We start from the raw sequence: 14,091 nt of genomic DNA, 5'->3' as shown, positions 1-14,091 counted from the left end.
GGTTAGGCGGGCAGGCGCCGGGAGTTATTCCCCTGGTTGATCATTACCGGCGGCTAGTTCCCTGTCAACCCCGGTCGCAGCAGGACCGGCGACTCCGCTCCGGCGATACCGATCCGCGCCCGGCAATTCCGTCTTTGTGGTAATTTCCGGCCCGGCGGCGGGGCCGCTGAACCGGGGTCAGCAAACCCGCGGACCGAGTACTCAAACCATCGCACCTGTTTCAATTATAGCCCATTTTCCGCCGATCTTTTCAAGTTTTATGACCATCAGACCGCCGATTATCACCTTTCCCCTTGCCGGGCATCATGGTAAAGTCGGGAAGCTCAACCATGCTTCCCCGATGCCCCTGAACCCCTCCTGACCGCGCCATGACTATCTGCGACCAAACCCCGGGCAACAAAGCTCTCTGCATCCGCGAGATGAACGTCGATGATCTCGCCGAGGTCTTTCATATCGGCGAGGTGGTCTTCACCGCCGAGTACTCCCCCAGCCTTTATCGCACCTGGGATGAGTACGAGGTGATTTCAATGTTCAACAGCGACTCGGAACTCTGCCTGGTGGCGGAACGCGACGGCCGAACCGTCGGCTTCGCCCTCGGCACCACGGTGGAAAAGCAGCATTCGGCCTGGAAATACGGCTACCTGGTCTGGCTCGGAGTCTGTCCGGGGGCCCAGAAGCTCCGGGTCGGGGAACGGCTGTTCAAGGAAATGAAGCGGCGGATGCGGGCCCAGGGGGTCCGGATGATCATCGTCGATACCGACGCCGACAACCAGGCGGGCATCCGCTTCTTCACCAAGCTCGGTTTCGGCAACATCCAGGAACATGTCTACATGACCCTCAATCTGAGCCCCCGCCGCAAAAAAAGGAAAAAACCGAAAAATGATTTCTGCTCCTGACCCGACCCGGGCCTGGCCGGCTCTCAACGAGCTGCGCCTGGCCACCATCCTCCGCCAGATGATCGACATATACTCCCCTTCGGGCAAGGAGGAGGACATCCAGCTCTACCTCGAGGAGTTGCTGCGGGCCGGAGGGCTGCAGGTTCGCCGGCAGGAGGTCGAAGAGGAGCGTTACAATCTCATCGTCTCCCTGGGGGAGCGGGAACCCCGGCTCTACCTGGTGGGCCATGTCGACACCATCGCCGCCTGGGATCTCAGCGAATATGTGGCCCGGCAGGAAGACGGACTTATTTACGGCCTGGGCAGCGCCGACATGAAGGGAGGCTGCGCCGCCATGGTCGAAGCCTTTCTCACCCTGGCCCAGCTGCTGCCACCCGCCGAGCGGCCCCCAGTAGGCCTGCTGCTGGTGGTGGGCGAGGAAGAAAACGGCGACGGCAGCGCCGCCTTTCTCGAATCCTGCCGCCCTCCCTGGGTGGTGATCGGCGAGCCCACCGGCCTGATGCCCAATTTCGCCCATTACGGCTATCTCGAAGCGGTTTTCACCACCATCGGCCGCCGCACCCATTCCTCCCTGCCCGAACTGGGCCACAACGCGGTGGAGTCGATGCTGCGGGTCCTGCTCCACCTCGGTCGTGATCCCCTTTTTTTCGACCGCGGCCGCTCGGGGATCATTTACTCCATCCGGGAAATGACCTCTTCCCAAGCCGGCTTCGTCGTCCCCGACCGTTGCGAAACCTGGATCGATCTGCACCTGCCCCCGGAAATGGACCCGGCCGTCGTTGAGGCCGCCATCCGGAACCGGGCTGAAGGAGCCAAGGCCCTGATTCCCGATCTCAAGCTGGAGTTCACCTCCAACCTGGCCGCCCGGGGCTACAGCCTGGACCTGGATAATCCCCTGGCCCGGCAACTGAGCGCCATCTACCCCAAGCTGCAACTACCTTGGCGCTGTGATTCCTTCCGTTCCCATTCCGACGGCAATCTTTTTCACCAGGCCGGGGTCAAACCCCTGATCCTCGGTCCCGGCGCCCTCGAGGTGGCCCATACCCCGGAAGAATATACCCCTCTGCACGAGGTGGTGAGCGCCGCCAAAATCTACCTGGCTCTCTGCCTGCTGGCCGAAAATCTTTGACCTCCGGAGTTTTTGCCTTGCCCAAGTCTTTTCCCCGGCGTGACTTTCTCCTTTGGCTGGTCGTCCTTCCCCTGGCGGGCTGCACCCCGGCTCAAATCCAGCGCGGCCTCAGCACCACCGAGCGGGTTCTCTCAGGAGATATGGCCGGGGCGGTTTCGCACCAGATCCCGGTCACCGGGCTGGGGGTGGTTGACCAGGCGGTGCGGCGCCAGGTTCAGACCATGGTCCGGGAAATCGGCCGCCGCTGGACCGACCAAAAGGTGGCCAGCGAACGGGAATACGTCAAGTACACCGACAACTACCAGACTCGGGCCATCGTCAATTTCGACCGCGGCCTGATCCGGGTGGAAACCGTCCGGCCCCAGGAGCCGCGGGCAACCCTGAGAAGGGCCATCGTGGCCACCCTGCTGACCCCGGAAGACCCCGCCCGGGTGGATTTGCTCAGTGCCCGGGAAATCCCGGCCGACGGCCGGCCTTTTCTCTATCGGCTGGTGGTCGATCATGAGGGGGAATACATCCGCTGGCCCTGGCGGGCCGAGCGCTACGCCGATTATCTCCTTGCCCACGCCTACCGGAGAGAACCGGCCGGAGATCGGACCGTCCATTACGTAACCTTTGCCATGGTGCGACAATACCAGCAAAACCAGCAGTTCAAGTTTCAGCAGGCTGTGCTGGAAAACGCCCGCCGCTTCAACCAACCGCCGCCTTTGATCTTCGCGATCATCGAGGCGGAAAGTAGTTTCAACCCTTACGCCATGAGCCATGTCCCGGCCTACGGTCTGATGCAGATCGTCCCCACCAGCGCCGGCCGCGACGCCCACCAGCTCCTTTACGGCCGGGCAGGCACTCCGACCCGGGAATATCTTTTCGTCCCGGCCAACAATATCCGGATGGGCACAGCCTATCTTCATATTCTGGACCGCCGCTATCTGCGGGGGGTGGGAAATCGGCTCAGCCGGGAATATTGCGTGATCGCCGCCTACAACACCGGCAGCGGCAACGTCCTCAACGCCTTCGACCGGGGCGACCGGACCCGGGCCCTGGCCCGGATCAACCGCCTGGGGCCGCAGGAGGTCTACCGACACCTGGTCCGCAACCTGCCCTATCGCGAAACCCGCGAATACCTGCCCAAGGTCGTCCGCCTCCAGGACAAGTACCGCGGCATCGGCTAACTCCCCTGGCGCCGGGCCGGATCCTGGCGGTAGTAAAGGGCGAACTGCTCGTAAACCGCAGGATAGACTTGCAACAGATAACCGGGGGCCATAAAGAAATATTCGCTGCTGACCGCGAAAAACTCGGCCGGGTCTTCGGCGGCGTACTCGTCGAGCAGAGGTTCGGCGCCCCGTTCCAGGGCGGCCCGCAACTCCTCATAGGCCGAGGCCAGGGCCGCGGCCCAGGCGGCGGAGCTCATGCCGCGATGCAACGGGGGCATCCCGTTGGCCAGGCCGTTGTTCATATCGAGCTTGTGGGCGAATTCATGAATCACCACGTTGCCGGCCGGACCGTGAGGATAGGCGCCGGGGGCGCAATCGGCCCAGGAAAGCACCACCGGCCCGCCTTCCCAGGATTCGCCGGCCAGCACCTCGCTGCCGCTGTGGACAATCCCGTCGGCGTCGGTCTCTTCCCGGGGGGCGATAAAGCTGTCCTCGTAAACCACGATGGAAGTCCAGCCCGCGTAATAATCGAGATCCAGGTTGAGGATGGGCAGGCAGGCCTGGGCGGCGATGGCGGCCTGCATTTCCAGGGTGAGTTCTAAACCCCGGGCCCCATAAAACTGCTTGGTGGCCAGAAACAGGCTGGTCCATTCCCGCAGGCGCTGGTTTTCCGCCGCCGTCAGGCCGGCAAAAAGTTCCGGCGGGTGGGCCAGCGCCGCGGCCCAAATCGGGTCAGTCAGTGACGTCCGCCGCAGGAGCCCGGCCCGCCGCCATTTTTTCCACCACCGCCAGAAACCCATTATGCTCTCCTTGTTCCGACCCGGTCGACCTCCCGGTCAAGCCTTCCGGGGCCAGCCCACCGTTGCCGGCGGAAATTTAGCGGCAGCCCAGAGAGAGGCCACATGCCGGGCCGGGCCAGCGCCAGCGCGGCGATCAGAGCCCCCCGACCGGCCCGGTAATCCACGGTTAAAGCTTACGGCCCCAAGCGGCACCGTCCTGATCCCCAGCCCTCTTCCATCATGCCCACTTGCCTGAATAGCATTTATATCTTATTTTGTAATGCTCAGGAGCAAACAATCGCAATCTCAACCAAGGAGTAACCAGAAATGCGTTCCAGCCTCAAAATCATTCCCGCCCTGCTGGCCTGTGCCTTGTTGCTGTTCAGCGCCGCCGGAGCAGGCGCCCAGATGGTCCGGAATCTCAGCACCGACGAACTGAAGGAAAGGCTCGATCAACCCCGCCGCATCGTGGTGGTGGACACCAGAACCACCCGGGAATATCGCCAGGGCCACATCAGCGGGGCCATCAACATCACGCCGGAACAATTCGAAAATCTGCCGGCCCTCTTGCCTGAAGACAAAAACGTCCCCCTGGTCTTCTACTGCCGGGGTTACGACTGAGGCCTGGCCCCCGCTGCCGCAGGTGCGGCGCAACAAGCCGGTTACCGCAACGTCTTCACCTACCGTGGAGGTTTCCCTGAATGGCAATCCCGACGTTTACCCATCAGCGTCCAATAACGCATGCGCCCGGCCGGCTTGAAGCCGGCCCGGAATTAAATCGGAACAACAGGCGGCCGGGCCGGCCAAGCAGGCCCGCCGCTCCGGGCAGCCGGCCCGGAGCGGCTGCGATCTTAATGGCCCCAGACGGCCGCTTGCCCCAACCGGCAGCCGGCCATTACCAGCAAACCCATGCCGCGCTTTATGTCCTGCTCGCCGGCCTCTGGCTGCTGCTTTTCTCCGCCTGCGCCGGCGATCCTCCCGGTGATGCCCCCCCTCTCCCGGCGGTACAGCTCGACCGCCTGGTGGCCCTGCCCGAACCCTCCGCCGAAGAACAGTTCAATTCCCTGAAAATGGCGGTGGCGGCCATCATCTCGCCCCAGGGCACGGTCAACTCCTATCGCCCTCTGCAGGCCTACATGGAGCAGAAGCTGGGCAAACCGGTGCAACTGGTCCAACGCCGCACCTACCAGGAGGTCAACGAACTGCTGGCCAGGGGCCTGGTCGATGTCGCCTTTGTCTGCACCGGGCCCTTTGTGACCGGCCTCAAGGAAGGGACCATGGAGATGCTGGTGGTGCCCCAGGTCAATGGCAAGATTACCTACCAGGGGGTTTTCATCGTCTCCGCCGCTTCCCGCATAACCGCTCTGGAGGGCTTGCGCGGCAAGGTTTTCGCCCTCACCGACCCGATGTCCAATACCGGCTACCTTTATCCGATGTCGGTGATTCAGGCCCGGGGGGAGTCGGCCGAGGATTTTTTCGGCCGGATAATTTTTACCTACAGCCATGACCGCTCCATCGCCGCAGTCCTCGACGGGGTGGTGGACGGGGCCTCGGTGGACAAGATCGTCTTCGACCACGCCCTGGAGGCCGACCCGTCGCTGCGGGAGCGGTTCCAGATTCTCCATGTTTCCCGGGAATTCGGGATCCCCCCGGTGGTGGTGCCCCCCGGCATCGACCCCGAGAGGAAAAGACAACTGCAGGAGTTTTTCTTAAATATCCATCATGATCCTGAAGGGGCCGCCATTCTCGCCGAGCTGGGGATGGAACGCTTTACCGAGGGCGACCTCAAGCTTTACCGCTTACCCTGAGAGAAACGACCCGTGAAACCCAAGAAAGCCGCAGCCATCCTGACCGTTTTAAGTTCGTGGCTGCTGGGGGTTCCGCTGCGGCTCAAGATCATAGGGATGGTCACCGGCATCATCATCCTTTTCGCGGCCACCAGTCTCTACATCATTTACGGCACCCTGATCGGCAACATGGAGGAACTGATGGAGAAGGAAGGCCGCTCCATCGCCCTTGAACTCGCTTACCAGGCTCCGGACTACCTCCTGATCAACGATCTTTACGGCCTGACCCGCACCCTCCAGAACACGGTCCGCAACCGGCCCGATCTGCGTTACGCGGTGGTCAACGATCGCAGCGGCCGGATCGTCGCTCATACCTTCGGGGCCGGCTTCCCCTATGATCTGCTGGACCTTTATCAGCGGGGCGAAATCCCCTCATCCGAGATCTCCTTGCGCCAGATTGCCAGCAACGAGGGCATCATCTGGGAAACCACCGCCCCCATCATGCAGGGGGATGAGGGCCGGGTGCGCGTAGGGGTTCGGGAAAACGCCTTTCGCCAGCAGATCAACCGGTTTCTCAACTCCTTCATCTGGAACTTCTTCTGGGTGGTCTTGATCGGTCTGCTGCTTTCTTTTTATCTCACCTGGCTGATTACCCGGCCGATCAAAAGTCTGCTGCTGGCCACCCGGGCGGTCAACAGCGGCGATTACACGGTTTCCCTGCCCCATTGCGCCAGCGATGAAGTGGGCTCATTAACTTCGGCCTTCAATGAAATGGTCGGCCAACTGGCCCTGGCCGATGAAGCCCGGCGGGAAAAGGAAAAAATCCGCCGTGATTACCTCCAGCGGGTGATCGCCGGCCAGGAGGGTGAACGCAAGAGAATCGCCCGCGAGTTGCACGACCAGACCGGCCAGGCCCTGGCCTCGATCATGGTGGGGCTGAAAATGCTGGAAAACAGTGCCGATAGCCAGGATATCCGCACCAAAATCGGCGACCTGAAGTCGGCCATCACCGCCGAAATGGCCACCATCCACCATCTGGCCGTCAACCTGCGCCCCAGCGTTCTGGACGATATGGGGCTGGTGCCGGCCCTGGAGATGTTCATCGACGAGGTCCGCAAGCGCCACCAGCTTAAAGTGGGGCTGACCATGATCGGCTTTGCCAACCGCCGGACCGACAGCAGCACCGAAACCTGCGTTTACCGGATCGTCCAGGAGGCGGTCCTCAATGTGATCCGCCATGCCCGAGCCAACGAGATCAAGGTGCTGCTCGAATGGCGGCGGGACCAGATCAGGGGGGTGGTGGAGGACGATGGCCGGGGCTTCAACCTTGAAACCATGACCATCAACGACCGCCTCGGCCTCTATGGCATGATGGAGCGGGCCGAACTGCTGGGCGGCACCCTGAGGATCGAATCGGAACCGGGCCAGGGCACCATGGTGGTTTTCGCCCTGCCCACCGAGAGCCAGGGCGAGGAGATTAAAAATGATTGAAGAACCGACGACCATCCTGGTGGTCGATGATCATCCCCTGTTGCTCTCCGGGCTCGGCATGCTGCTCAACGCCGAAAAGGATCTCGAGGTGATCGGCCAGACCGATCGGGCCGAATCCGCCCTGGAACTAGCCCAAAAACTGCAACCCGACATCATTTTGCTGGATATCGGCCTCCACGAGGTCAGCGGCATCGACCTGCTGCCCCGGCTGCTGGCGGCAAGCCCTCGCAGCCGGATAATCATGCTGACCATGCACGAAGACCAGAATTACCTGCAACGGGCGATGCAGTCCGGGGCCCGGGGTTTTGTTCTCAAGCGAGGACTGGACGCCGATCTGCTCTATGCCATTCGCACCGTCCGGCGCGGCGAGGTTTACGTTCATCCCTCCATGCTGCTGGAACTGGTTGGGGGAGAGCCAGGTCAAACCGAAAACCCCGACCACCAGCAAATGCTTTGGGAGTCCTTAAGCCAAAGGGAACAACAGGTCATGCTGGCGGTGGCCCGCGGCCATACCAGCCGGGAAATCGCCGAAAAATATTTCGTCAGCGACAAAACCGTCACCACTTACCGCAGCCGGGCCATGGCCAAACTGGGCCTGAACAGCAAGGCCGAACTGGTGCGCCTGGTCATGGAACTCGGCAAATTAGACAATTATCCCACCTTGTAGGGCTTTACCTGACATAAAAATCAGGGAAAGCCCGGCTTTTTCTTCTGGACAATTCCGCTACCATTACATCACGTGAAACTGGGACCAAAGGGGACCCCGGCCCGGGGGAAAACCCTCATAGGGCCGGGAGCGTCCGGCTCCGCCCCCCTTTGGCTGCCCTATTAATAACCAGGCACCAGGAGGTGGAAAGCGGGAAAGATGCTGAATGCCATGAAAAATCAAGGGAGGTAGAGGTATTAAACAACAACTTGACCCAGCAAAACCAACAGGAGGTAGAGCAAAGAACTCCAGCAACAAAGCAAGTATACGGTCATCAACCAAAACATAAGGAGAAAAAACCGTGGAAGATTTCATTGCTTGGCCAATCTGGATTGCCATGTACCTGTTTCTAGGGGGGGTGTCCGCTGGTGCATTTTTGGTGGCGGCCCTGTCCGACCTCTTCGGAGGGGAAAAATACCGCAGCCTGGCCCGAATCGCAGCATATCTGGCCCCAGCGCCGATCATCATCGGCCTGATCCTGCTGATTTTCGACCTGGGAATGCCATGGACATTCTGGCGGCTACTGGTCTACCCCAACATCACTTCGGTTCTGTCGGTCGGCACCTTCCTGCTGAGCGTCTTTTCACCGATTACCATCATCTACGCCTACTTGCTGTACAGCCAGCGGAACAACCCCTACAAACAACCTGAAGGCCTGCAGATGGTGCTGGCCTGGGCCGGGATCGTGCTCTCCATCGGCGTGGCGGCCTACACCGCCCTGCTGCTCCAGTCCGTTTCCGTCAACGCGGTCTGGGCGACCTCCATGCTCTGGCTGCTCTTCGTGGTTTCCGCCTTCTCCACCGGGATTGCCCTGACTCTCCTGGTGACCCACTTCGTCGCCGATGACGCCAAAGAAGCGATGCATTTCTGGACCAGGTTCGACGCTTACCTGATCGGCGGCGAACTGGTGGTAATTCTGCTGATGATCGTCGGCTGGTCCCTGACCACCGGGGGTCCCGGCGGCGGCCAGGTGGCCCTGCAAACCCTGGTCTTCGGCGGCTATGCTCCACTCTTCTGGATCGGGGTTATTTTGTTCGGCCTGCTGGTACCCTTGCTGCTCGAGTACAAAGAACTGAGTGGAAGCGGCGGGCCCGCGCTGACGGTGGTGGCCTCGGTCCTGATTCTGGTCGGGGGCTACCTGCTGCGGCATGTAATCCTTTTCGCCGGTCAAATGGCTTAAGATAACAGGAGGTGTTTAGACTCATGAAAACAACACGGCGAAATATACTGAAAGCTTCTGCGGTCGCCGCCGGCGCGGCCGCCATCGGCGCCACCGGCGCCTGGCCGACCCTGAAATCCCTGGCGGCGATTCCATATGCCAGCGGCGAAGGCGACGGCGGCCGCTGGGTTAGCACATCCTGCCAGGGTTGCACCACCTGGTGTGCGGCCCAAGTTTACGTTCTCAACGGCCGGGGGATCCGGATCCGGGGCAACCCCAACGCCAAGACCGGGGTGGGCAACCTCTGTCCCCGCGGCCATTTGGTCCTGCAGCAGGTCTATGACCCCGACCGGCTCAAGGTGCCGATGAAGCGCACCAACCCCAAGAAAGGCCGCAACGAGGACCCCCGTTTCGTGCCGATCAGCTGGGACGAGGCGGCGGATACGATTGCCGAAAAACTGATCGAGTTGCGGCAAAACCAGGAAACGGAAAAGTTTGTCCTGATGCGCGGCCGTTATTCCCATATGCATCACCTGCTTTACGACCACCTGCCCAAGATCATCGGCTCGCCCAACAACATCTCCCACAGCTCGATCTGCGCCGAAGCGGAAAAGGTCGGCTCCTTCTTTACCGAAAGAAACTGGGGCTACCGGGACTTTGACCTGCTCAACACCCGCTATCTGCTGGCTTGGGGCTGCGACCCGACCTCGTCCAACCGGATGGTGCCCTTCGCCATCAACGCGGTGGGCCGGATCCAGGAGAAGGGCAAGATCTGCAGCGTCAACCCCATCCTGACCACCATCGGCACCAAGGCCGATTACTGGCTGCCGGTAATTCCCGGCGAGGACGGCGCCCTGGCCACGGCCATCGCCCATGTGATTCTTACTGAAGGCTTGTGGTACAAGCGCTTTGTCGGCGACTTCGTCGATGGCCAGAACCGCTTTGTCGCCGGCCGGACCGTGGATGAAGAGACCTTCCAGGAAATTGAAACCTACGGCTTGGTCAAATGGTGGAACCTGGAACTCAAGGACCGCACCCCGGAATGGGCGGCGGGGGTCTGCGGCATCCCCAAGGAACAGATCCAGCGGGTGGCCCGCGACATGGGAGAGGCCGCTCCCCGGGTCTGCGTTTTCAATGGCCCCACCATGTGGCCCAACGGCTCCTATGCGGCCCTGGCGATCCAGGCCCTCTCCGGCCTGGTGGGCGCCCCGGACAGCTTCGGCGGCCATACCGGCGGCTCGCCCGGCACGCCCAAGCACGGCCCCAACTCCATGGCCGATTTTCAGGACGATCAGGCCAAAGCCGCGGCTAAAAAAGAAAAAATCGACCAGCGGGGCCGGCTCGAATGGCCCAACCTGGCCCGCGGCGTTTCCGGTAGCGGGGTCAACACCAACCGGGTGGCCGACGCCATCCTGGCCGAGGACCCCTACGACGTCAAGGTGATGATCGCCTACTTCATCAACCCCAACTTCTCCGCCACCGAAACCGACCGCTGGGATCGGGCGATGGCCAAGGTTCCTTTTACCACCCATATCGCCACCCACTTTTCGGAGTTTTCCTGGTTCGCCGATCTGCTGTTGCCGGTGGCCCAGCACATGACGGAAAGATGGGCCTACACTACTCAGAAAACCCAACTTTATACCCATATCTCGATTCAACAGCCGATCCATGAGCGAATTTTCGACGTCAAGAACGACGAAACCGAAATCACCTGGCTGGTCGCCGAAAAACTGGCGGAAAAAGGCTTCCCCAACCTGCTGGACTACTACAAAACTTACAAGGATCCGGAAACCGGGCGGGTCCCGACCAACGGCGCCGAATTCTCCCTCTACGCCCTAAAGTCCTACACCAAGAATATCTGGGATCCGGCCGGCGAGAAGCAGGGCGATACCCTGAACGGCTGGGAGGACTTCGTCGAGAAAGGGGCCTGGAACTCAATCAAGTATCCCTACGGTCGCCGTCTGGGCGGCAAGTTCGGCGGCGAAACCGGCAAGTTCGAGCTCTACAGCGAAACCCTCAAGAAGGGCCTGCAGGGCCACGCCGACCGCCACGGAGTGAGCATTGACGACGTCATGGTGGCCTGCAAGTACTCGGCCCGGGGTGAGAAGGCTTTTATCCCCCACTACGACCCGCCGCGGCGCGAGGGCGATCCCAGCAACTTCCCGCTGATGCTGGTCGACTTCAAATCCCGCCTTAACCGGGAAGGCCGCACCGGCAACTGCCCCTGGTACTACGAGTTCAAGGGTGTTGATCCCGGTGACGTCAATTACGAGGACGTGATCAAGATCAACCCGGTGGACGCGCGCCGCCTGGGGCTGCGGGATGGGGCCACGGTGCGGGTTTCCTCGGCCAAAGGCTCGCCGATCACCTGCAAGCTCAAAGTCTGGGAAGGGGTCCGGCCCGGGGTAGCGGCCAAGACCTTCGGCCAAGGCCATTGGGCCTATGGACGCTTCGCTTCCAAGGAGTTCGGCAAAACCCCCCGCGGCGGCAACAACAACACCCTGATGCATGCCGACTGGGACCACCTGTCCGGTTCCACCGCCCGCAACGGCGGTTTCTGCCGCGTCAGAATCGAAATGATCTAAAGGGAGGTGAACAGCTGTGACCAACTATATAATGACCCACGATTTGCACAAGTGCATGGGCTGCGGCGCCTGCCTGATGGCCTGCAAAATCGAAAACAACGTAACGGCAGGAATCAAGTGGCTTACTTTCGAAACCAGGACGGTGGGCAAGTTTCCCAATGTCCGCTACGAATTTCAGCTCAATCAGTGCAACCACTGCGAAAACGCTCCCTGTGCCCGCAACTGCCCCACCAAGGCGATGCACAAGGATTTCGGCGGCTTGACCCTGCATGACCCCCGGCGCTGCGTGGGTTGCCGGGCCTGCATGGTGGCCTGTCCCTACGACGCGATTTCCTTTAATCGCGATCAGCCTCATGCTCAGTACAGAGACGATAAGCCGGTGGCCAGCGGGACCTCCAGCGGCAAGGAGCTTGCCGGCCGGATGCTGGCTCCGATACCCACCCACAACCCGGCACTGGATCAGGGCTATGTCTCGATCCGCCAAAAAGGCCTGGTGGAGAAGTGTACTTTTTGCTTTCATCGCCTGGCCCGCGGCCAGCAACCCCGCTGCGTCGAGGCCTGCCCGGCCCAGGCCCGGCTTTTGGGGGACCTGGATGATCCCAATGATCCGATCCATGAATTGATCGCCAAACACGGCTACATGACGCGACTGGAGGCCCGAATTACCCATCCCAAGGTCTATTACCTGAACTCATATTAAGCGATTCCGCAACCTCCTAACTTTAACTGCCGGATTACGGCAGCCGGCGCCGGGAGGGCTTCTGCGCAAGCCCTCCCGGCTTTTTTTCTGCAAGAAAAGTCGAACCGGCTTGATCCCTGGTTCTTTGCCGGAAAAGCAGTTTAAGATCTGCGGCCGATACGTTATGCTGATGGTAATTTTTTGCCCCTGACCATCATCAGTCCGCCCCGGGTTGACCGGGCCGGGGAAGATCATCAACCAAAAGGGACGATTAAGCGATGAATGCCACCACCGAGCAAACCCCACAAGCCCACCGAGCCTACATCTACCAGGCCTTATCCGCCATTTTTTATCCTCCCACGGCGGAATTGACCGCCGTGCTCGAAGAGCTTCCCGGCCGACTGGAAGCTCTCCACCCCGAATTGACTCCTTATGCCTCCGATTTGCTGGCCGAATTTCTTGAACAACGGGAGAACCTGACCACTCTGCAAGTTGATCACGCCAAACTTTTTCTCGGCCCCAACGAGCTGCTGGCCGCTCCCTACGGTTCGGTATACCTGGAGGATGGGCGCAAAATCATGGGCGACACCACCATAAACGCCTTGGAGCACTACCGGGCGGTGGGCCTCATGGCCAACCAGGAAAGCAAACAGCCGCCGGACTTTATCGCCACCGAGCTGGAATTCATGTTCTTCCTCGGCCATTGCTACCTGCAAACCGGCGAGGCGGAATATCTTGAACGTCAACGGAATTTCCTCACGCAACACCCCGGACGCTGGGCAGGACCCTTCACCGAACAGATCATCGCCGAGAGTGAAACGGAATTTTACAAATTGCTCGGAGTATTGACCCAGAAGTTTATCGAGGCCGAGTTGCTGGCCATGCCAGCCGCATAAATTCCCCCAGGAGCCGCATGGTCGAAGTAAACACCCCCGACGCAATGAATCCGGGTGCCACCGCCGCCAAGATTATCTACATTCTCTACCTGGTCGGCATCTTCGTCGCTCTGACCGGCCTGATCGGGGTGATTTTGGCCTATGTCAACCAGAGCGGTGCCCCCCGGTGGCTGCAAAGCCATTATCGCTTCCAGATCAGGACTTTCTGGATCGGCCTGCTTTATCTCCTGATCGGGGCATTGCTGACCGGCATCGGCGTCGGCTGGCTGATCATTCTGGGCTGGCTGATCTGGCTGGTGGTTCGCTGTGCCCAGGGCCTCCGGTATCTCGATCGCTGGGAGGCCCACCCCAACCCGGCCACCTGGTTTTTCACTTAGCTGAAGGTAGAAAAATCCGGAAGATTTTCCCCCAGCATCCTCAGCACTAAAATGCCGCGACTGCTCAATTAATCTTGCCCCGAGCCACCATCGGGACATTTTTCATCCTCTTTTTTCTTGCTGCTGTTGACATCCAGTTTTATAAAACCTATCATAACAGCACCAATCAGTTGAAAAACCTTAACCACAGGAGGAAAAACCATGCCCACCAAAGAAGAGTTGTGCACCAAAATCAAGGAAGTTTTCCCGGAGATCGGGGCCTGCGGCATCGATCTCAAGGTTGATTACGATGATTCCGAGAAAGCCTGGGTGGTCGACCTGAAAAAGGATAATCACGAACTCAAAACCTTTCTCGAGGAACCCGAGGCGGACGAATGCATGGCCGGCAAACAGTGCGTCTCTTTAGGCCTGCAGATCGGCCAACTGAGGAAGAATATCGAGGAACTTTAAGAG

Annotated in this window: 14 protein-coding genes; 13 read left to right on the top strand and 1 reads right to left on the bottom strand. The window is 60.4% G+C overall.

Annotated elements, in window-relative coordinates:
* Positions 1–368: 368 nt before the first annotated feature.
* The 3 genes from ACHHTY_RS03590 to ACHHTY_RS03580 are packed head-to-tail and all read left to right on the top strand — an operon-like array spanning position 369 to position 3,197.
* Positions 369–896 (top strand): GNAT family N-acetyltransferase, encoded by a 528-nt coding sequence (locus ACHHTY_RS03590; RefSeq protein ID WP_395492695.1) that lies wholly within the window; start codon positions 369–371, stop codon positions 894–896.
* Entirely contained in the window at positions 880–2,025 is a 1,146-nt protein-coding gene (locus ACHHTY_RS03585) for a M20 family metallopeptidase (RefSeq protein WP_395492694.1), read from the top strand. Before ACHHTY_RS03590 ends, ACHHTY_RS03585 begins: the two co-directional genes overlap by 17 nt.
* A 17-nt stretch (positions 2,026–2,042) precedes the next feature.
* On the top strand, positions 2,043–3,197 hold the full coding sequence (locus ACHHTY_RS03580) for a murein transglycosylase domain-containing protein (protein ID WP_395492693.1): 1,155 nt from the start codon (positions 2,043–2,045) through the stop codon (positions 3,195–3,197).
* Here ACHHTY_RS03580 and ACHHTY_RS03575 read toward each other — a convergent pair.
* Entirely contained in the window at positions 3,194–3,979 is a 786-nt protein-coding gene (locus ACHHTY_RS03575; RefSeq protein WP_395492692.1) for a M90 family metallopeptidase, read from the bottom strand. The two genes, ACHHTY_RS03580 and ACHHTY_RS03575, sit on opposite strands and share 4 nt — an antisense overlap.
* Positions 3,980–4,285: 306 nt before the next feature.
* On the opposite strand from ACHHTY_RS03575, the gene ACHHTY_RS03570 reads away from it, so the two are divergent.
* The 10 genes from ACHHTY_RS03570 (at position 4,286) to ACHHTY_RS03525 (ending at position 14,088) form a co-directional block, all read left to right on the top strand.
* Positions 4,286–4,579 carry a rhodanese-like domain-containing protein gene (locus ACHHTY_RS03570; RefSeq protein WP_395492691.1) on the top strand — a complete coding sequence of 98 codons (294 nt, stop codon included), beginning with the start codon at positions 4,286–4,288 and terminating at the stop codon, positions 4,577–4,579.
* Positions 4,580–4,812: 233 nt separating this feature from the next.
* Complete coding sequence (locus ACHHTY_RS03565; RefSeq protein WP_395492690.1) at positions 4,813–5,766, top strand: substrate-binding domain-containing protein; 954 nt, start codon at positions 4,813–4,815, stop codon at positions 5,764–5,766.
* A 12-nt stretch (positions 5,767–5,778) separates the two neighbouring features.
* Positions 5,779–7,236, top strand: a complete 1,458-nt coding sequence (locus tag ACHHTY_RS03560; RefSeq protein WP_395492689.1) for a sensor histidine kinase — start codon at positions 5,779–5,781, stop codon at positions 7,234–7,236.
* Positions 7,229–7,903: a response regulator gene (locus ACHHTY_RS03555; protein WP_395492688.1), complete on the top strand. Its 675-nt coding sequence runs from the start codon at positions 7,229–7,231 to the stop codon at positions 7,901–7,903. Before ACHHTY_RS03560 ends, ACHHTY_RS03555 begins: the two co-directional genes overlap by 8 nt.
* Before the next feature lie 340 nt (positions 7,904–8,243).
* Complete coding sequence (gene nrfD / locus ACHHTY_RS03550; RefSeq protein ID WP_395492687.1) at positions 8,244–9,122, top strand: NrfD/PsrC family molybdoenzyme membrane anchor subunit; 879 nt, start codon at positions 8,244–8,246, stop codon at positions 9,120–9,122.
* A gap of 23 nt (positions 9,123–9,145) precedes the next feature.
* Positions 9,146–11,686: a molybdopterin-dependent oxidoreductase gene (locus ACHHTY_RS03545; RefSeq protein ID WP_395492686.1), complete on the top strand. Its 2,541-nt coding sequence runs from the start codon at positions 9,146–9,148 to the stop codon at positions 11,684–11,686.
* A gap of 16 nt (positions 11,687–11,702) precedes the next feature.
* Positions 11,703–12,386 (top strand): 4Fe-4S dicluster domain-containing protein, encoded by a 684-nt coding sequence (locus ACHHTY_RS03540; RefSeq protein WP_395492685.1) that lies wholly within the window; start codon positions 11,703–11,705, stop codon positions 12,384–12,386.
* A 257-nt stretch (positions 12,387–12,643) separates the two neighbouring features.
* Positions 12,644–13,261, top strand: a complete 618-nt coding sequence (locus tag ACHHTY_RS03535) for a TorD/DmsD family molecular chaperone (protein WP_395492684.1) — start codon at positions 12,644–12,646, stop codon at positions 13,259–13,261.
* Positions 13,262–13,278: 17 nt separating this feature from the next.
* On the top strand, positions 13,279–13,638 hold the full coding sequence (locus ACHHTY_RS03530; protein WP_395492683.1) for a DUF4870 family protein: 360 nt from the start codon (positions 13,279–13,281) through the stop codon (positions 13,636–13,638).
* A 201-nt stretch (positions 13,639–13,839) separates the two neighbouring features.
* On the top strand, positions 13,840–14,088 hold the full coding sequence (locus ACHHTY_RS03525; RefSeq protein WP_395492682.1) for a hypothetical protein: 249 nt from the start codon (positions 13,840–13,842) through the stop codon (positions 14,086–14,088).
* Positions 14,089–14,091: the final 3 nt, after the last annotated feature.

It is taken from the genome of Desulfurivibrio nitratireducens, from assembly GCF_044068515.1.
GTDB lineage: Bacteria > Desulfobacterota > Desulfobulbia > Desulfobulbales > Desulfurivibrionaceae > Desulfurivibrio.
This window is presented reverse-complemented; position numbering and strand designations above follow the sequence as displayed.